Genomic DNA, 17,996 nt, shown 5'->3' with positions numbered 1-17,996 from the left:
TTTATTTAAAAAGACGTAATTTGTAATCCTGAACCCGCTGAACATACGTAAATATCAGCATTTAGGCTAAAACGCTCAAAGTAATGCTTTTCTACCGCTGCTTTAATTAGTGGTACTTCCGCATCGCGACACAAACATACAATTGCGCCACCAAAGCCGCCACCCGTCATACGTACTGCGCCGCGATCGCCCATCGCTTCTTTACAAATTTCTACTAGGCCATCGGTTGCAGGTACGGTTACTTCAAAGTCGTGTTTAAGAGATTGATGCGATGCAGCCATTAGCGTACGAAGTGCATCCATATCGTTATTTTGTAGTGCAGTAGTTGCTGCAATTACACGGTCGTTTTCGCTAATTACGTGGTGTGCACGTTTATATTCGTTTTCGCTTAATGTCGCTTTTACTGCTTGCAGGCCAGCCATGGTGGCTTGGCGAAGTGTTTCTACACCCATTTTTACAGCAGCTTGTTCGCAGTCAATACGGCGCTGGTTGTATTCGCTATCAACCAACTTACGCGGGTAGTTTGAATTAACAATAACAATATTTAAATCATCAGGAACTTTAACTGATTTAGTTGCGAGGTTTTCACAGTCGATTAATAGTGCATGACCATTCTCGCCTTTAGCTGAAATAAGCTGATCCATAATGCCGCATTGGCAATGCATAAAGTCGTTTTCGGCTTCTTGACCAAATAGCGCAATTTGCTCTGGCGGTAAACCAAGCTGTGCAATATGGTTAAACATACCGCCTACAGCAACTTCTAGTGCGGCCGATGATGACAAGCCACTACCTTGCGGTAAGTTGCTGTCAATAAGTAGGTCGGCGCCACGCAGTGTGAAGCCCGCTCTTTTAAGAACATAAGTAACAGCACGAATGTAGTTACCCCATTGCGACTGGCCTTCAGTGATTTCTTCATCAACACTAAAGCTGTCTTTTTCGCCTGGGTAATTTAAAGAATGCACAGTAATAATATTGTCGTCGCGTTCTTTAAACATCACTTGGGTACGAAACTCTAACGAACACGGTAAAACAAAACCGTCGTTGTAGTCGGTAAATTCGCCAATAAGGTTTACACGCCCCGGTGCTGCTGCAATACCTTGAGCAGGCGCGCCATACAGTGACAAAAATTGTTGTTGGAATTCGTTAAGCTTCATCTGTGTGTCCTGCTGTATCTTTATAGTGTGTTGTACTGGCTGCTTTTAAAATAGAAGCAGCGGTTTCTGCGCTTAAATCGCGTTGGCTTTCGCCTAGCATTTCGTAGCCTACCATGTGTTTTTTAACAGTAGCAGAGCGAAGTAGCGGCGGATAAAAGTGTGCATGCAAACGCCAATGTTGCTCATCAGAGCCTCTGTTAGCCGGTGCATTGTGCCATCCCATTGAGTATGGGAAGCTGCAATTAAATACGTTGTCGTACTTAGTAGTTAATACTTTAAGTGCCTGTGCTAAAGCGTCTGTTTGGACATCGTTTAGCTGGCTAAAGTTTTGAATATTATCTTTAGTTACTAGCATTGTTTCAAACGGCCACGCAGCCCAAAATGGCACAACAACAAGCCAATGTTCGTTTTCAAATACAACACGTGTTTGATCTGCTTGCTCTTTTTGTGCGTAATCGGCAAGCATAGCTGTACCATGCTTTTTATAATAAGCAAGCTGCTGGGTATCTTCGGCTTCTATTTCGGTTGATAAATGCGAGTGAGCCCATACTTGGCCGTGAGGATGAGGTTGCGAACAACCCATTATCTCGCCTTTATTTTCAAAAACTTGTACGCATTCGTACTGCTGTGCAAGCTCTGTGTAATTTTGTTTCCAGGTTTTTACTACTTCGTGCAATGCATCGTGCTCAAGCTCTGGAAGTGTTTTATTATGCTCTGGAGAAAAACAAATTACGCGGCATTCGCCACTGGCTTCGTCGGCAATAAATAAATCGCTGTCTGATTCTAAGCTTTGTAATTGCTCGCTGGCATTAGGCGTTAATGCACCAAAGTCATTTCTAAATACGTGTGTGTATTTATAATCAGGGTTACTGTCGCCATTTGCACGGGTATTAGTTGGGCAAAGTGGGCAGCCTTCATCGTGTTTTGGTAATACGTTTTCGTTAACGGCTTCTGTTGCGCCTAACCATGGGCGGTTATTACGATGTGGTGACACTAATACCCAACGACCCGTTAGCGGATTTTTACGTCTGTGAGTACTTTCTAATAAAGCCATGTTAACTCTCCAACCCACTTGGGTAATTAGTTTGCCAGCGCCATGTGTCGTTTGTCATGTCGCTAAGTGTTAGTTCTGCGTACCAGTTAAGTGTGTTTTGCGCTTTTGTAGCATCGGCGTAGTTACAGGCAATATCACCTGCTCGGCGCGGTGCAATCTTATACGGAATATCTTTATTGGCTGATGCGCTAAATGCGTTGATCATATCAAGCACAGAATAACCTTGCCCTGTGCCTAAGTTGTAAGCATGAAAGGCGGTATCTGTTTTATGCTGCATAAATGCCGCAACATGACCCTTAGCTAAATCTAAAACATGAATATAGTCGCGCACGCCTGTGCCATCTTCGGTGTCGTAGTCGTCACCAAAAATATTAACCACGTCACGTTTACCTACTGCAGTTTGGGCAATAAATGGCATTAAGTTATTAGGAATACCATTAGGACTTTCACCTAATAAACCACTTGGGTGTGCACCTACTGGGTTAAAGTAACGAAGCGCAATCCCCATAAATTGACTGTTGGCATTACATACGTCTTGCATGGCTTGTTCAACCATGACTTTAGTCCAACCATAAGGGTTCGTTGCGCGTATAGGGTGCTTTTCGTCAATAGGGAGGTAGTCTGGCTCGCCGTATACTGTAGCCGATGAGCTAAATATAATATGGTTAACGCCTTCATCTTGCATGTTTTGTAGCATGCTTAATGTGCCCGACACGTTATTTTGATAATAACGCAGCGGTTGCTCGGTAGATTCGCCAACGGCTTTTAAAGCTGCAAAGTGAAAAACAGCTTCGGCTTTAGTATGTTTTAGAGCGAGCTTAAACTGTTGCTCGTCTTGTATGTCGCCCAAAATAAACTCAAACCGAGTACCCGTAATCTTTTCGAGTTGGTCAAGTACCCGCGCACTTGCATTAGACAAGTTATCATAAATAACAGGCGTAATACCTGCTTCATGCAATGCAATACATGTGTGGCTACCTATGTAACCCATGCCGCCAGTAACTAAAACTTTCATGTTATTTCTCGAAAAGTGTATTTATATGATAAATACTACTATTAAGGTGATTTAAAAACAATAGTTATGATTGCTGAGTAATTCAAATAAAAGCATAAAAAATATTCAGCTTAAACACTCATCTGCCTTTTAAAGGAATGCTTTTATATTAACTAACATAGGCTTAGCTTTATCAATTAATTCTATAAACTGATTCAACTATTGGCCTAATTATCAGCAGTAAGTCGGGGTGCTAATATAGTGAAAATAAAGTAAGGAGAGATCAACATGAACAAAACAATTTTACTTACCGGCGCAACCGATGGCATTGGGCTAGAAACTGCAAAGATATTATTAGCACAAGGTCACACCGTATTATTACATGGCCGCAGCCAAGCAAAGCTCAATGCGCTACAAGTAGCTTTAACCGAGCAATACCCAAATGCAAGTACACATACTTATATTGCTGATTTAAGCGATATGAGCCAAGTTCAAACTTTGGCAAAAAATGTATTAGCCGATTTGGCCGAAAATAATAACCAGCTTGACGTACTTATTAATAACGCAGGCGTTTATCAATTAGTTGATGCTACAACAATTGACGGCCTTGATGCTCGCTTTGTTGTAAACACGATTGCGCCATATCTTCTTACAAAACTATTATTACCTGTTCTTGGTCATGATTCGCGAGTGGTTAATGTGTCATCAGCTGCGCAATCAAGCGTTAACTTAAATGCACTTATGGGTAACACTGAACTTTCTGATAGTGCGGCTTATGCACAAAGTAAATTGGCTATTACTATGTGGTCGCGTCATTTAGGGCTTGAGCTTAAAGATACTGGGCCATTAGTTATATCGGTAAACCCTAAATCGTTACTGGGAAGCAAAATGGTAAAAGACGCTTACGGTATAGATGGTGGGGATTTAAAAATTGGCGCAGATATTTTTTGTCGCGCAGCGCTTAGTGATGAATTTAAAGATGCCGCAGGCCTGTATTTTGATAACGATACAGGACGCTTCGCGCCTCCTCATGTTGATGCACTTGATAATGCTAAAAATCAACAACTAGTAGATACGTTAGACAGTATTTTAGCACAGCTTAAATTAGGTAAAGCATAATGAAAAATCATGTTACCTGGACAGTACAAGGCCAAATTAAAGAAGGTAAATACGATGAGTTTTTACTGGTAATGGCACAATTAGTTACTTTGGCTAAAAGTGAAGCGGGCACTTTAATGTATGAGTGGACAGTAAGTGAAGACAAGCGCAATGTACATATTTACGAGCGTTACCAAGATGAAGATGCTGCTAAAGCGCATCTTGCTGGTTGGGGCGAAAGTGGCCCACTATTTTTAAGCGTAGTTGATATGGATAAAGTAAGGGTATTTAGTCAATTATCAGAAGAGTTTGCACAAGCCTTTGCAGGCCCAAGCAGTGTATTTATGAAACCTGTGGGTGGCTTTGTAAAGTTTTAGAGAAAATACCCATTGTTGATCTAAAGAGCTCACCTCATCAGTGAGCTCTTTTTTTAGTTGCACTACTGCTCTTGCTGCAAGCGTTCGTATAGCCAATCTTTTAGTTCTGTACGTTCGTGTTTTAATAGATGCATTTGTTCATCGCTTATGGGCGCATCTTTGAGCTCTAACACTCTAATCTCTTTATCTAGCTTGTCGTACTTATCTGCTTTTTTTGCAAATTCAGTATCGCTTTCATTTAACTCGGCAATGGTCTTTAAGTACTCTGGAAAGTCATTTGTTAATGAGTGATCTTCGCCTAACATATTCGCTCCTTAGTAGGATATAAATGAGCTCACAAGTAAGTGAGTTGTATAAGTGGATTACTGCCTTTCATATAATACACTGGGGCTTACATAGATATAATTCAACCATCGAGCCACTAATTTGATGTAGCACAAGCAATCTGTTTATTTTGCTCAGTAAGGCATTTCACCAAAGTATTTAATAGTGCGATCAATAAATGCACGTACTTTAGAGGTCAATAATTTATTGTTGGGGTATACAGCCTACGTAGGTGTATTAACTAATCGTAAAAATCTTAGGGTTCGATATTATTGTTCAAGGTGCAAGGAATCTCTGGCTAGAGAAAATAAATTTAAATATCATCATGATTCAATACGTTAGTAAATCTCTTAACCAGAGTTCAAGTTAGTAAACCAATACCCGCTAAAGGCTTTTAAGCATTTTAGCTAAAAGAGTTAATTTTTAACGCTTTTTGCTAATTTATGTTGGTTAATTAATAGTGGTAGAATGCAGCGCTTAGTACCACTTGTGTAAAGTAGTGGTCAATAATTTATAAGGTCTGTTGTGTAATGCTGTTAATGATCGATAACTACGATTCGTTTACTTACAACTTAGTGCAATATTTTCAGCGTTTAGATCAAGACGTTTTAGTAAAACGTAATGATGAGCTAAGCATTGCACAAATAAAACAGTTAAACCCGCAGCACATCGTGTTATCGCCAGGGCCATGCACCCCTAACGAAGCGGGTATTTCACTAAATGTTGTTGAGCAACTCAAAGGGCAATATCCTATTTTAGGAATTTGCTTGGGACATCAAACTATCGCGCAAGCTTTAGGAGGAGATGTAATTCGTGCTAAAAAAGTAATGCACGGTAAAACATCACCCATAGTTCATACTAATAAAGGGGTGTTTAAAGGCTTAGCTAATCCGTTAACGGTATGTCGTTATCATTCTTTAGTGGTTAAAGCGCAAACTTTGCCTAAAGAGCTTGAAGTAACCGCATGGACTCAAACTGAGCAAGGAGAGTTTGACGAAATTATGGGGTTGTTACACAATGAACTTGCTATCGAAGGTGTGCAGTTTCACCCCGAAGCTATTTTAACTGCTCAAGGCTTGGAACTGCTTGATAACTTTTTAACTCGCTTCTAATGTTATAATACACATAGCATTTTATACTTTATTAATGGATGTCATGACTGAACTTGTAGCCCAGCAGCGTACTGCCAAAATACTAAGCCAACGAGCTCATGACTTATTGCTTGGGCATAGCTTTGCGCATCAGCAAATTGGTTTCATTCATACATTAGATATAGATTACGGCGAACCCATGAAGCAGCGCACCTTGCTTCAGGTTGAAGTGGCCGCACAGAATAAACGCCAGCAAAGTAGTACTGCACATCATAAGTACCGCGCTCAAGCGAGTGAACAGCTGCACAAAACAATTGAAACAGCTATATATAAGCAGCTCGAAGATATAGATGGCGTAATTCATAGCACCATAGGTATTGAAGATGGCATTGCCAATATACTCGATATATTAGCTGTAAAGTCAGCGTCGGTAGGGCGTTTAGAGCCACTGGTTAATGATATAAGCTGGTTGGGTAGGGAGTTAGTAACGCTCGTTAATTTACCTTACTATCGTAATCAACGTAGTAAAAACACGTCTGTAAAAGTAGATAAGCCATCGCTCGCCCTTCGTTATATTGGCCTTGATAACTTACAGCTAGTTATTCCTACATTTGCTGCCCGCCATTGGATGCCACATAGCACCGAACCATTTTCGTTATTAAAACGTCGTTTACGTGACAGTGCCATGGCAAACGCCATTGCTGCGCAAAAAATTGCACAAATTAATAATGTAAATGACGTTCATGCATTTACCCTTGGGATGCTTTTAGATGTAGGGCGAATTGCATTAGTGCGCTTGTACTTAAAAACGTTTGAGCAAATATGGCAACGTAAAGTACAGCTAGCCCGAAATGAAAACCAAAAAGATTTACACACCGCATTATTAGAGCTTCAGCCCGACCCGCTATTTTTAACTACTCTACTTAGCAATAAATCGATAGAAGTAAGCGCTAAGGTAATAGACAAAATGGCTTTTAAATATTTACCGTTTAAAGGGGTAATGCAGCAGCTAGTAAATGGGGTAGATAAGGGCGATACATTACTGCCATTAACAGAAGTAATGCTAAAGGCACGGTGCTATTCTCAATATCTTAATTTAAAAGAACATCAACTTATTGAACCTGATGAAGCTCTAAGCTGGTTTTCGCACTTTAAGTTCACTAAAACGGAACTAAAAACCCTCCAATCGAGTAATTTTACCAATTTAGCTATTCAAATTGACTAAAAATCTGAATTTTTTGTTAATTTTTTTGCGACTAACCATTCATTCTCATCTTATTGTTATATTACATATTTGCCGATTAAAGCGTGTGCGCCTCTGTACTCATGCGGTTAGTTGCCTAAAAATAAGCATAAATAGCTATGCAAATAGTTATTCACTATCTATGAAATAATATCTTTAGCCCTTTATTTTCAAGGGATACATGAAAGTTTTTAACGAGACAGATATAAGTAATTCTGAAATAATGTGCGTCTGAAAATTGAACCACAAAGCAATTTTGCGCAATTATCAGGTTACTGATCTTGCCTATAAAGTTGGTTAAAAATATTAACTAAACACCTATTTTGATGTTTTGTGTTGCTCACAATTAAGAGGAAATAAAATGACAGTCAATCGCGAATTATTTGATCACGTAATGGTTCCTAACTACGCACCTTCAAGCGTAATTCCTGTTCGAGGCGAAGGCTCTCGCGTATGGGATCAACAAGGTCGAGAGTTTATCGACTTTGCTGGTGGTATTGCAGTTAACTGTCTTGGCCATTGCCACCCTGCATTAGTAGGCGCATTAAAAGAGCAAGGCGAAAAAATCTGGCATCTATCTAACGTAATGACCAATGAGCCGGCACTTCGCCTAGCTAAAAAAATGGTTGATGCGACATTTGCTGAAAAAGTTTACTTTGCCAACTCTGGCGCAGAAGCAAATGAAGCCGCGCTTAAATTAGCGCGTCGTTTTGCACTTGATAAGTTTGGCGCAGAAAAATCACAAATTATCGCGTTCAACAAAGGTTTCCACGGTCGTACATTCTTTACCGTAACTGTTGGCGGCCAAGCTGCATATTCAGATGGTTTTGGCCCTAAGCCTGGCGACATTGTACATTGCGATTACAATGACCTTGCTGCTTTTGAAGCACTTATCAGCGATAAAACATGTGCCGTAATGATGGAACCTCTACAAGGTGAAGGCGGTATTGTTTCACCAACTGATGAGTTTGCTCAAGGTGTTCGCGATTTATGTACTAAACATAACGCACTGCTTATTTTTGATGAAGTTCAAACAGGTGTTGGCCGTACTGGCGATTTATACGCATACCAAGGCTTAAACGTAGTACCTGATATTTTAACTTCGGCTAAAGCACTTGGCGGCGGTTTTCCTATTGGCGCTATGATCACAACAACTGAAATTGCACAGCACCTTAAAGTAGGCACACATGGTTCTACTTATGGCGGTAACCCGCTTGCGTGTGCTGTTGCAGAAGCTGCATTTGATACAGTAAATACCCCAGAAGTACTGGCTGGCGTAAAAGAAAAAGCAGCATTATTTAATGAACTACTTAGCGCGGTTAACGAAAAATACAACGTATTTAGCGAAATCCGTGGCCAAGGTTTATTAATTGGTGCAGTAGTGAACGAGCAATACAAAGGTCGTGCAAAAGAGTTTTTAGTGGCAGGTACTGAGCAAGGCCTTATGTCACTAGTGGCAGGCGCTGACGTAGTACGTTTCACTCCATCTTTAGTAATTCCTGAAGCGGACATTCGCGAAGGTATGGCACGCTTTGAAAAAGCAGTAGCAAGCGTAGTAAACGCATAAGCGACTTAAGCCAACCAATTAAGGGTAAGCACCGCTTGCCCTGCAATTCCTATTTACCGTTATTTATAAGGGAGCAAGCGGACTCATGATGATCCTTCGCCCAATCCAGCAAAATGATTACTCAGCATTACTGAAAATTGCCCACGAATCTGGGCATGGTTTTACGTCTTTGCCATTAAACGAAGAACTATTGCAAAAGAAAATAGACCATTCTGTAAGTTCATTTGCTAAGCAAACGTCACAACCCGGTGACGAAGGCTACCTGTTTGTTCTTGAAGATAGCGAAACCGGTGATGTTGTAGGTACGTCTGCAATTGAAGCTGCGGTAGGGCTTGATGATGCATTTTATCATTATCACTTAAGTAAAGTGATTCACTCTTCGCGCACATTAGACGTATACAAAGCGGTTGATATTTTAACGCTATGTAACGACTACACAGGCGCTACAGAGCTTTGCACATTGTTTTTAAAAGATGGCTATCGTAAAAATTGTAACGGTAAGCTACTTTCAAAAGCGCGCTTTATGTTTATAAAACAGCACCAAGAGCGTTTTGCGCAAACAGTGATTGCAGAAATGCGCGGTGTGTCTGACGAAAACGGCAGCAGCCCTTTTTGGCAGTGGCTTGAAGAGCACTTTTTCTCAATGGATTTTCCAACAGCCGATTACCTAACAGGTATTGGCCAAAAAGTTTTCATTGCTGAACTAATGCCTAAATACCCAATTTACGTAAACTTGCTAAGTAAAGATGCGCAAGCCGTAATAGGTAAAGTACACGACAACACACGCCCAGCAATCGAGTTATTGAAAAGCGAAGGCTTTACGTTTAATGGCTACGTAGACATTTTTGACGGCGGCCCAACGGTTGAAGCAAAAGTAGATAACATTGCGACGATTCGTAATGCAAATAACTTTAACGTTGAAATTGGCGAAATGACTGGCGACACCATGGTGTTACTAGCTAACGAAAAGCTTGAAGATTTTAGAGCAACCGTTGCACCAATGACATTTGACGAGCGCGCAAAAAGCCTTATTTTATCGCAAGAAGTAGCAGATGCATTGCATTTGCAAACTGGCGATATTGTTAGTGCAACCACGATTTAATTTAGGAGAAAGTATATGACTCATCCTGCACAATTTATTAATGGTCAATGGTCACAAGGCCAAGGCACAGAATTTAATTCAGTAAACCCTGCAAATAACGACGTTATTTGGCAGGCATCATCAGCAACTGCGGCGCAAGTAGACACCGCAGTAAATGCAGCGCGCGAAGCGTTTTATGCATGGGCTGATAAAAGCTTTACTGAGCGTTTAGAAATAATTAAAGCATTCGCAGCGCAATTAAAAGAAAACAGCGAAGAGCTCGCTATTACTATCGCACAGGAAACAGGTAAGCCACTGTGGGAAACGCGCACAGAAGCGGGTGCTATGGTTGGTAAAATTGCCATTTCTGAAAAAGCATTTTTAGAGCGCACTGGCGACGTAGAAAACGCAATGCCACTTGGCCGTGCGATGATTCGTCATAAGCCACATGGGGTTGTAGCCGTATTTGGTCCGTATAACTTTCCGGGTCACTTACCTAATGGCCACATTGTGCCAGCGCTTTTAGCCGGTAACACGGTTGTATTTAAACCGTCTGAACTGACTCCTAAAGTTGCCGAGCTTACGCTTAAACTGTGGGAAAAAGCAGGCTTACCAGCCGGTGTAATTAACCTAGTTCAAGGTGAAGTAGAAACGGGTAAAGCTCTTGCTGCTCACAAAGGGATTGATGGCTTGTTCTTTACGGGTTCTTCGCGTACTGGTCATATTTTACATGAACAGTTTGCAGGTCAACCGGGTAAAATTTTAGCGCTAGAAATGGGTGGTAATAATCCACTTATTATTACTGACGTTGAAGACACTAAAGCAGTTGTTCACGATATTATTCAATCAGCGTTTATCTCAAGCGGCCAGCGTTGTACATGTGCACGTAAATTGTTTTTACCTAAAGGTAGCAAAGGCGATGCAATTTTAGAGCGCCTTATCACTGCAACTAAAGCGATTAAAGTAGGCAACTACGATGATGCAGACCAGCCATTTATGGGCTCTATGATCTCATCAGCGGCAGCTGCAGGCATGGTTAAAGCGCAAAACGAGCTTGTTGAGCTTGGCGCTCAAGTATTAGTAGAGCTTGAGCACACAGCCAATACCGGTTTTGTAACACCAGGTATTATTGAGTGTACAAATATTAGTGACTTCCCAGATGAAGAACATTTTGGACCACTTTTAAAAGTATTCCGCTTTGACGACTTTGACCAAGCCATTGATAAAGCAAACGATACAACCTTTGGTTTATCGGCTGGTTTATTAAGTGATAGTGCAGCAGATTACGACCATTTTTTACGTCGTATTCGCGCTGGTATTGTTAACTGGAACCGCCCAATTACTGGCGCATCAAGCGCAGCACCATTTGGTGGTATTGGCGCATCGGGCAATCACAGAGCAAGCGCGTATTACGCAGCTGATTACTGTGCATACCCAGTTGCTTCAGTAGAGCTTGAAAAAGTAGCGATGCCAGCAACACTAAGCCCAGGCTTAAAAATAGATTAAGCAGTAATACTACTTAATCATTATAAAAGCAGCTTCGGCTGCTTTTTTTGTATTGCTATCGTACAAGGCTAGTAATTATCGACTCTTTCTGCTTAAATCAGCATAATTAAATATATTTAGGTGGTTCGCATAATGGTTTTAGATAGGCAAGGGTACGATGATTTGATCATGTATCTAACTCAAAATTTAGCATTGTTTGAGAAGCCAGGCGAAATAAAACCAGGCGCTCCAACAGTAATGGAATTAATCGAAGACGTTATTGCACAAAATGTGATGCTTATTTGCGAGCAGCACACAGACCTCAACACAGAGCAGCGTAGTCAAATTGTACGTGAAGTTGATGGCATAGTTTACGATTTAGAAGAAGTCCTCAGCAGCATCACCTCACAGCCTGTCACGGTTGAACAGCATGCCTTTATAGATGAATTTGCAGGTTTAGTGAAAAACCTCTTTGATAGCGCTTTAGCACAACAATCTTAGCCATTTTATAGCCCTGCGTTGCATTTTCATTTGCAACTACGGCTAAGTTGCTTACAATCAAGAAAATATTTTTTGAGATATAACAATGCAAGCAAATGTAAAATGGGTTGAAGGCGATACGTTTATTGGCCGTTCTAATTCTAACCACAATGTTGTGTTTGATGGCGGCAGCGATAGCGCAGCACCAAGCCCAATGGAAATGGTTTTAATGTCAGTTGGCTGTTGCTCATCAGTTGATGTGGTTAGTATTTTAAAAAAAGCTAAACAAGATTTTTCAGACGTACAAGTGCAACTCTGTGCAGAACGCGCCGAAACAGCACCGCGCGTGTTTACCAAAATCAACTTACACTTTGTTGTTAAAGGCAATAATGTGTCTGAAAAGCACCTTGCACGTGCAGTTTCACTCTCTGCTGAAAAGTATTGCTCGGTTGCATTAATGCTTGATAAAACAGTAGAAATTACGCATAGCCACGAAGTTGTGCAAGATCAAGCAAAATAACGCTTTTTCCACGAGGAAAATTCGTATAAAATCCGCGAACTTTTCATTCTGCAGGTGCAGAACCCACTAATTTATAGGTTGGTTTATTATGAACAAACCCTTCGATAAACTTAAACTTCATGGCTTTAACAATTTAACCAAAAGTTTAAGCTTTAGTATTTATGATATTTGTTACGCAAAGACCGAGCAACAACGTAAAGAATATATTGAATATATCGATGAGCAGTACAGTGCAGATAGACTAACCGATATTTTAGGTGAAGTTGTTGATATTATTGGTGCTAACATTTTAAATGTAGCGCGCCAAGATTATGAACCGCAAGGCGCAAGTGTAACTATTTTGGTTTCAGAAGAACCAGTAGAAGAGCAGCAAAATTACGATGCTGACGAAGCACCAGGCCCATTACCTGATTCAGTTGTTGCACACCTAGATAAAAGCCATATTTGTGTACACACATACCCAGAAGCTCACCCTGATGATGGTATTTGTACATTCCGTGCTGATATTGAAGTATCTACCTGTGGCATTATTTCGCCACTTAAAGCGTTAAACTTCTTAATTCATAGCCTTGAGTCAGACGTAGTAACAATAGACTACCGCGTACGTGGTTTTACCCGCGACATAAACGGTGTTAAGCACTACATTGATCATGCTATTAGCTCGATTCAAAACTTCATGACAGAAGATACAAAAGAAGCGTACCAAATGATGGACGTGAACGTGTATCAAGAAAACCTGTTCCATACTAAAATGATGTTAAAAGAAACCGACTTAAATACCTATTTATTCGGCCTTTCTACTGATGAGTTATCGGATGAAGAAGAAGACGAAATTCGCTCTAAGCTGACTCGCGAAATGCAAGAAATATTCTATGGCCGTAACCTGCCAGATACAGAATAATAGCAACGAATTAAATTAAAAATGGCGCTCAGTGAGCGCCATTTTTTTATGCCTAAAAAAGCCCAGCTAATTAACTTAGCTGGGCTTTTGAATATATAGCGTATTAATTAATCATGCTGTAAATAAGTGCAAATACAGCAAGTGAGCCAACCGCTAATATAAATAGCGTGCTTAAACGGTTGCGGTATTTATGAAGTGCAGGCACTTTATAAACTGCAATCATTGGCATGATGAATAAAATCATCGCGATGATAGGGCCCGATAACTGATCCATCATGTCTAAAATACTTGGGTTTTTAACAGCGCAAAACCAAATAGCTAAAAACATAATTAGCACACCAATTTTATCGGCCGCTTTTGCGCTTAAACTTGTTTGTTTAGTTACTAAACCCGTAAAGCTTTCACGTGCCCCTAAAAAGTGACCCAAAAACGACGATGTAATAGCAATAAAGGCAACAAGCGGCCCAAGTGTGGCAATAAACGAGTTATCAGTAATGTTAGCAAGGTAGGATAAAACCGATACGTTAGCGGCTTTAGCAGCGGCCATTTGCTCGCCTGTAAGCGACAGCACGCAAGAGAAAACAAATAATAGTACAAAGGTAATAAGTAGTAAGCTAGTGCGCTTTAAAATCGCCTCAGACTTATGTGTAGCTTGTTCACCGTAGTGACCGCGTTGCACGTTTACAAAGCTTGAGATAGCCGCTGCGTGGCTAAACGAAAACACAATAATAGGAATCGATAACCACAACGTTTTTCCAAAGCTGCCCATTTCAGGCATTGTCATATCTGGCATTTGCCAACTTGGGATTAAATAAAGTGATAAAAAGAACAATATACCCACAAGCGGGTAAACTAAAATAGCAAAGGCACGCAGCATTAAGCGCTCGCCGCCCATCATTAAGCTAATCATACCTGCAACTAATACACCCGAAAGCAACACGCGAGAAGGTGATTCCATCCCCATTTGATTAACCATAAAGCTATCAACGGTATTAGTTAAGCCCACACCGTAAATAAGCAAAATTGGGAATATAGATAAAAAGTACAATAAAGAAATTAACCGCCCCGCAGTCACACCAAAGTGTTCTTCAACTACATCGGTAAAATCGGCATCTTTATTTTTTGATGAAAGTACAAAACGCGCTAATCCACGGTGTGCACAAAAGGTCATTGGAAATGCTAAGCATGCCAAAATAATTAACGGCCAAAAACCGCCAATGCCAATATTAATAGGTAAAAATAAAATACCCGCACCAACGGCGGTACCAAAAAGGCTTAAAGTCCACTGCGTATCGTGCAGATTCCATTTAGAAGTGGGTGTGTTTGAAGGTGTGTGTGCACCTGTTGTTGATGCATTTGAAAGCGTTGCATCTTGAGATGTTGTCATGTGTGTGTTTATCCATTATTTAAATAATAATCGCGCGCAAGAATATAGTTTTTAGCTAAAAATTTCATGTTTTGAGAGGATTTGTAGACTAATTAATTAGACCAAATTGAAGGGTAAGTGTCATGAATACGAAACAGCGGTGTAAAAGTGAGCAACACCCTTAAGCGGCAGCACCACATTATAATTTTAAAGTAGGTTGATTAGAGCGCAGCGAAACCCAACACGCTATAGTGTCACGCGAGCAGCAAAGCCGAGATAGGCGGTTTTCATAACGTAAAAATAGGGACTGATCATTTTTATTGGTTTTCATTTAAAAATCAGAATTTGCACCGAAAAGCTGTTAAGTAGAAGCCATTGATCTGAACTTCATAAGCGATTTTTATTAAACTCCGTTATACTTCCTGCAATTGAATATGCCAAACGAAGTAAATAGGCCACTAACTGCAATGAGCAAAGAGATTCTCTTCCATACTACTTTTGCGCACGAAACCAGTAAAACATGGGTTGTATTTGTCCATGGAGCAGGTGGTAGCTCGGCAATTTGGTTTCGTCAGCTTAAAGCCTATAAAAAAGAATATAATGTGTTGTTGCTAGATCTTCGTGGTCACGGTAAATCGAATAACTTAGTACAAAACTTTGTTGATAATAATTATTCATTTAATAATGTCTCTAAAGACATCATTGATGTGTTAGATCATAACAATATCACCAGCGCACACTTTGTTGGTATTTCATTGGGCACAATACTCATTCGAAATATTGCTGAAATTGCGCCGCAATATGTTTCTAGCATGGTGCTAGGTGGAGCGGTTACTCGTTTTAATACGCGCAGTAATACATTGGTTTATTTAGGTAATACTTTTAAACACTTCTTGCCTTATATGTGGCTGTATCGTTTATTTGCTTTTATTATGATGCCGAAAAAGCGTCATAAAAAATCTCGACTTTTGTTTGTTCGTGAAGCAAAGCGCTTGTGCCAAAAAGAGTTTATAAAATGGTTTAAATTAGCCATGGACGTAAACCCTTTAATGCAATACTTCAAAGAAAAAGACATTGATATTCCCATTCTGTACATTATGGGTAAGGAAGATCATATGTTCCTTGGCCCTGTTAAAGAAATGGTTAAGCGTCATAAAAATAGCGTACTGCAAACTATTCACCATTGCGGCCATGTTTGTAATGTGGAACGTCCTGACTTATTCAATCAGCACTCGCTTGCATTTATCGCCCAGCAAAATCGCTAAGGGTTGTAGAAGGAATAAGATCGGTACATTCTCTTTTGATTTTCGCCCTAAACTCAAAACATGTGCAAAACAAACTATTTCAGTAGTGAAGCAATAGAAAAAAATTTTAGAAAACATACTAACGCCTCTAATGCTGAGGCGGTATTTCTCGCATAGGAGTGCATTTTGGAAAAATTATATACAGCTCTATTGGTTGCGGCTGCAACGGGAATATTCTTTTTGGCATATAACAACCCTAAAGGTTATAGCTACTTGATGGAGAAGCTTGCTGAATTTTTCCCCCAGATGTGGCTGATAATTATATGCTTTTCTGGTGGTATTCATTTTACTTTCTGGGAACTAGAAATTCCTTATGAAGATAATAATCTTTACTCTTATGTGATTCCAAATTTTGCATATATCTGGGGGACGACGGCTTTATTACTAATTTTTTATTTATTATTAATTTCAATAGGTAAACTTCTAAAAGAATTAAAAGTTAAAGGCGATGATTGAACTATAAAAACGATGAAGGTTTATGGTTGAAGTTATTCTATAATAAGTACAACTACTTATAGTATTTATAGCTATCACTTGTCTTGCTGACAACTGATAGCTAACAGCTCGTAACTCTTAGCCCTTACTCTTCTATCGCACTCACAATAAAATACGGATTTAAGTATTCATCTTTGGTGTTATAAATAAGCGGGCTGCCATCAAGCTTAGTCACTTTAGCACCGGCTATTTCGGCGATGGCATGGCCTGCGCCTGTATCCCATTCGCAGGTTGGACCTAAGCGCGGGTAAATATCGGCGCTGCCTTCGGCGACTAAACACAGCTTTAGTGAGCTGCCTTTAGACACCATTTCAACCTCGTCAAAGCGTTTCACAAACTCTGCTAAATCGGGTGATGGGTGCGAGCGGCTGCCTACAACTCGAATTAACCCTTTGTTAGGTTTGGTAGTTACCTTAAGCTCAATTCGCTCATCGCCTTTATCTTTAAATGCGCCAATGGCTTCGGCGGCTAAGTAGGATACGCCAAGGGCAGGTGCATCTACTACGGCTAAAATAGGAATGCCGTTTTTGATTAGGGCGATGTTTACGGTAAATTCACCGTTCTTTTTAATAAATTCTTTAGTGCCGTCGATTGGGTCAACTAACCAGTAGCTTTTCCACGTTTGGCGTACATCCCAGCTTATGTCAGCGTTTTCTTCACTAAGTATTGGAATGTCAGGTGTGAGCTGTTGAAGCCCTGCCACAATCAGTTTATGAGCTGCTAAATCGGCGTCGGTTACGGGGCTTTCATCGGCTTTGTACTCAACGTTAAAATCCTTTTCGTAAATTCCCATTATCGCTTGGCCTGCTTTGCGGGCAAGGATTAGGGTTTCTTCTAGCAGTTCGGTTTGATTCATGGGGTTAACCTATATTATGTGCTTTTGTTTTAGATACGTTATCAGTTGTGTAACCGATTGGTCTAGGGTGTTTTTACTTGTATCTAAAATTATTTCTGGATTGTTTGGCACTTCGTAGCTTGAATCGATACCAGTGAAGTGTTTTATCTCTCCAGCGCGGGCTTTTTTGTATAAGCCTTTTGGATCGCGACTTTCGCATACATCCAGTGGGGTATCGATAAATACTTCAATAAATTCGCCTTCGTCTACTAAGCTGCGCACCATGTCGCGTTCGGCTCTAAAAGGCGATATAAACGCAGTAAGTACTAACAAGCCAGCGTCGGTCATTAGTTTTGCGGTTTCGCCTACGCGGCGTATGTTTTCAATGCGGTCTTCGTCGCTAAAGCCTAGATCTTTACACAAACCGTGGCGTACGTTGTCGCCATCGAGCAGGTAAGTGTGCGTACCTTGCTGGTTAAGCGCCGCTTCTAGTGCGTTTGCTACGGTGCTTTTGCCAGAGCCTGAAAAGCCGGTAAACCATAAAATAGCGGGCTTATGTTTTTTTTGCTCACTACGCTGTGCTTTTGTCGTTGCGTAGTTATGCCAAACTATATTTTCATCCATAGT

Annotated in this window: 19 protein-coding genes; 12 read left to right on the top strand and 7 right to left on the bottom strand. The window is 40.5% G+C overall.

Annotation, left to right across the window (positions count from 1 at the left end):
- Nucleotides 1–5: 5 nt before the first annotated feature.
- From galK to galE, 3 genes are read right to left on the bottom strand one after another with little or no spacing between them, the layout of a single operon-like run.
- On the bottom strand, nucleotides 6–1,154 hold the full coding sequence (galK, locus tag H5122_RS14400; RefSeq protein ID WP_182682433.1) for a galactokinase: 1,149 nt from the start codon (nucleotides 1,152–1,154) through the stop codon (nucleotides 6–8).
- Nucleotides 1,144–2,208, bottom strand: coding sequence for a UDP-glucose--hexose-1-phosphate uridylyltransferase (locus H5122_RS14395; protein ID WP_182682432.1), 1,065 nt, complete (start codon nucleotides 2,206–2,208; stop codon nucleotides 1,144–1,146). Before H5122_RS14395 ends, galK begins: the two co-directional genes overlap by 11 nt.
- A gap of 1 nt (nucleotide 2,209) precedes the next feature.
- Nucleotides 2,210–3,223, bottom strand: coding sequence for a UDP-glucose 4-epimerase GalE (gene galE / locus H5122_RS14390; RefSeq protein WP_149601995.1), 1,014 nt, complete (start codon nucleotides 3,221–3,223; stop codon nucleotides 2,210–2,212).
- 267 nt (nucleotides 3,224–3,490) lie between these two features.
- On the opposite strand from galE, the gene H5122_RS14385 reads away from it, so the two are divergent.
- Nucleotides 3,491–4,321, top strand: a complete 831-nt coding sequence (locus H5122_RS14385) for an SDR family NAD(P)-dependent oxidoreductase (RefSeq protein WP_182682431.1) — start codon at nucleotides 3,491–3,493, stop codon at nucleotides 4,319–4,321.
- A complete protein-coding gene (locus H5122_RS14380) occupies nucleotides 4,321–4,677 on the top strand; it encodes a putative quinol monooxygenase (protein ID WP_182682430.1) in 357 nt (118 codons plus the stop codon). Before H5122_RS14385 ends, H5122_RS14380 begins: the two co-directional genes overlap by 1 nt.
- A gap of 62 nt (nucleotides 4,678–4,739) precedes the next feature.
- Here the strand turns inward: H5122_RS14380 and H5122_RS14375 are convergent, their stop codons facing one another.
- Entirely contained in the window at nucleotides 4,740–4,982 is a 243-nt protein-coding gene (locus H5122_RS14375) for a YdcH family protein (RefSeq protein ID WP_002958856.1), read from the bottom strand.
- A gap of 549 nt (nucleotides 4,983–5,531) precedes the next feature.
- On the opposite strand from H5122_RS14375, the gene H5122_RS14370 reads away from it, so the two are divergent.
- The 8 genes from H5122_RS14370 to speD all read left to right on the top strand — a co-directional run bounded on the left by H5122_RS14370 (nucleotide 5,532) and on the right by speD (nucleotide 13,369).
- Nucleotides 5,532–6,113, top strand: a complete 582-nt coding sequence (locus H5122_RS14370) for an aminodeoxychorismate/anthranilate synthase component II (protein WP_024596662.1) — start codon at nucleotides 5,532–5,534, stop codon at nucleotides 6,111–6,113.
- Nucleotides 6,114–6,156: 43 nt separating this feature from the next.
- Nucleotides 6,157–7,317 (top strand): HDOD domain-containing protein, encoded by a 1,161-nt coding sequence (locus tag H5122_RS14365; protein ID WP_002958858.1) that lies wholly within the window; start codon nucleotides 6,157–6,159, stop codon nucleotides 7,315–7,317.
- Between the two features lie 379 nt (nucleotides 7,318–7,696).
- Nucleotides 7,697–8,902: an aspartate aminotransferase family protein gene (locus H5122_RS14360; RefSeq protein ID WP_002958859.1), complete on the top strand. Its 1,206-nt coding sequence runs from the start codon at nucleotides 7,697–7,699 to the stop codon at nucleotides 8,900–8,902.
- An 85-nt stretch (nucleotides 8,903–8,987) separates the two neighbouring features.
- Entirely contained in the window at nucleotides 8,988–10,004 is a 1,017-nt protein-coding gene (gene astA / locus H5122_RS14355; protein WP_002958860.1) for an arginine N-succinyltransferase, read from the top strand.
- Nucleotides 10,005–10,019: 15 nt separating this feature from the next.
- Complete coding sequence (gene astD, locus H5122_RS14350; RefSeq protein ID WP_024603338.1) at nucleotides 10,020–11,489, top strand: succinylglutamate-semialdehyde dehydrogenase; 1,470 nt, start codon at nucleotides 10,020–10,022, stop codon at nucleotides 11,487–11,489.
- A 132-nt stretch (nucleotides 11,490–11,621) separates the two neighbouring features.
- Entirely contained in the window at nucleotides 11,622–11,969 is a 348-nt protein-coding gene (locus tag H5122_RS14345) for a DUF3802 family protein (protein WP_002958862.1), read from the top strand.
- A gap of 85 nt (nucleotides 11,970–12,054) precedes the next feature.
- Nucleotides 12,055–12,468, top strand: coding sequence for an OsmC family protein (locus H5122_RS14340; protein WP_182674097.1), 414 nt, complete (start codon nucleotides 12,055–12,057; stop codon nucleotides 12,466–12,468).
- An 88-nt stretch (nucleotides 12,469–12,556) separates the two neighbouring features.
- Entirely contained in the window at nucleotides 12,557–13,369 is an 813-nt protein-coding gene (gene speD, locus H5122_RS14335; RefSeq protein WP_024597058.1) for an adenosylmethionine decarboxylase, read from the top strand.
- Nucleotides 13,370–13,472: 103 nt separating this feature from the next.
- Here the strand turns inward: speD and H5122_RS14330 are convergent, their stop codons facing one another.
- Complete coding sequence (locus H5122_RS14330; protein ID WP_039488583.1) at nucleotides 13,473–14,756, bottom strand: aromatic amino acid transport family protein; 1,284 nt, start codon at nucleotides 14,754–14,756, stop codon at nucleotides 13,473–13,475.
- Between the two features lie 446 nt (nucleotides 14,757–15,202).
- Between H5122_RS14330 and H5122_RS14325 the strand changes: the two genes are divergently transcribed.
- Both H5122_RS14325 and H5122_RS14320 read left to right on the top strand, forming a co-directional pair.
- Complete coding sequence (locus H5122_RS14325; RefSeq protein ID WP_182682429.1) at nucleotides 15,203–16,000, top strand: alpha/beta fold hydrolase; 798 nt, start codon at nucleotides 15,203–15,205, stop codon at nucleotides 15,998–16,000.
- A 165-nt stretch (nucleotides 16,001–16,165) separates the two neighbouring features.
- Nucleotides 16,166–16,495: a hypothetical protein gene (locus H5122_RS14320; RefSeq protein ID WP_039488582.1), complete on the top strand. Its 330-nt coding sequence runs from the start codon at nucleotides 16,166–16,168 to the stop codon at nucleotides 16,493–16,495.
- A 124-nt stretch (nucleotides 16,496–16,619) separates the two neighbouring features.
- Here H5122_RS14320 and cysQ read toward each other — a convergent pair whose 3' ends face one another.
- Together cysQ and cysC are read right to left on the bottom strand one after the other, a co-directional pair.
- Nucleotides 16,620–17,390, bottom strand: coding sequence for a 3'(2'),5'-bisphosphate nucleotidase CysQ (gene cysQ, locus H5122_RS14315; protein WP_024589584.1), 771 nt, complete (start codon nucleotides 17,388–17,390; stop codon nucleotides 16,620–16,622).
- A 9-nt stretch (nucleotides 17,391–17,399) separates the two neighbouring features.
- Nucleotides 17,400–17,993: an adenylyl-sulfate kinase gene (cysC, locus tag H5122_RS14310; protein ID WP_007378439.1), complete on the bottom strand. Its 594-nt coding sequence runs from the start codon at nucleotides 17,991–17,993 to the stop codon at nucleotides 17,400–17,402.
- Nucleotides 17,994–17,996 lie beyond the last annotated feature (3 nt).

The sequence above is a fragment of the Pseudoalteromonas sp. SG43-8 genome (genome assembly GCF_014164245.1).
In the GTDB taxonomy this organism is placed as follows: Bacteria; Pseudomonadota; Gammaproteobacteria; order Enterobacterales; family Alteromonadaceae; genus Pseudoalteromonas; species Pseudoalteromonas distincta.
The sequence above is the reverse complement of the archived record's forward strand: the minus strand, read 5'-3'. Positions and strand labels throughout refer to the sequence as shown.

Excerpts from the sequence above, each read along its gene's own strand:
- H5122_RS14380 (WP_182682430.1), top strand. The coding sequence starts at position 4,321 with ATGAAAAATCATGTTACCTGGACAGTACAAGGCCAAATTAAAGAAGGT.
- H5122_RS14360 (WP_002958859.1), top strand. The coding sequence starts at position 7,697 with ATGACAGTCAATCGCGAATTATTTGATCACGTAATGGTTCCTAACTAC.
- cysQ (WP_024589584.1), bottom strand. The coding sequence starts at position 17,390 with ATGAATCAAACCGAACTGCTAGAAGAAACCCTAATCCTTGCCCGCAAA.
- H5122_RS14395 (WP_182682432.1), bottom strand. The coding sequence starts at position 2,208 with ATGGCTTTATTAGAAAGTACTCACAGACGTAAAAATCCGCTAACGGGT.
- H5122_RS14375 (WP_002958856.1), bottom strand. The coding sequence starts at position 4,982 with ATGTTAGGCGAAGATCACTCATTAACAAATGACTTTCCAGAGTACTTA.
- astA (WP_002958860.1), top strand. The coding sequence starts at position 8,988 with ATGATGATCCTTCGCCCAATCCAGCAAAATGATTACTCAGCATTACTG.
- H5122_RS14340 (WP_182674097.1), top strand. The coding sequence starts at position 12,055 with ATGCAAGCAAATGTAAAATGGGTTGAAGGCGATACGTTTATTGGCCGT.
- galK (WP_182682433.1), bottom strand. The coding sequence starts at position 1,154 with ATGAAGCTTAACGAATTCCAACAACAATTTTTGTCACTGTATGGCGCG.
- H5122_RS14325 (WP_182682429.1), top strand. The coding sequence starts at position 15,203 with ATGAGCAAAGAGATTCTCTTCCATACTACTTTTGCGCACGAAACCAGT.
- H5122_RS14385 (WP_182682431.1), top strand. The coding sequence starts at position 3,491 with ATGAACAAAACAATTTTACTTACCGGCGCAACCGATGGCATTGGGCTA.
- H5122_RS14370 (WP_024596662.1), top strand. The coding sequence starts at position 5,532 with ATGCTGTTAATGATCGATAACTACGATTCGTTTACTTACAACTTAGTG.
- astD (WP_024603338.1), top strand. The coding sequence starts at position 10,020 with ATGACTCATCCTGCACAATTTATTAATGGTCAATGGTCACAAGGCCAA.
- H5122_RS14345 (WP_002958862.1), top strand. The coding sequence starts at position 11,622 with ATGGTTTTAGATAGGCAAGGGTACGATGATTTGATCATGTATCTAACT.
- galE (WP_149601995.1), bottom strand. The coding sequence starts at position 3,223 with ATGAAAGTTTTAGTTACTGGCGGCATGGGTTACATAGGTAGCCACACA.
- H5122_RS14365 (WP_002958858.1), top strand. The coding sequence starts at position 6,157 with ATGACTGAACTTGTAGCCCAGCAGCGTACTGCCAAAATACTAAGCCAA.
- H5122_RS14330 (WP_039488583.1), bottom strand. The coding sequence starts at position 14,756 with ATGACAACATCTCAAGATGCAACGCTTTCAAATGCATCAACAACAGGT.
- speD (WP_024597058.1), top strand. The coding sequence starts at position 12,557 with ATGAACAAACCCTTCGATAAACTTAAACTTCATGGCTTTAACAATTTA.
- cysC (WP_007378439.1), bottom strand. The coding sequence starts at position 17,993 with ATGGATGAAAATATAGTTTGGCATAACTACGCAACGACAAAAGCACAG.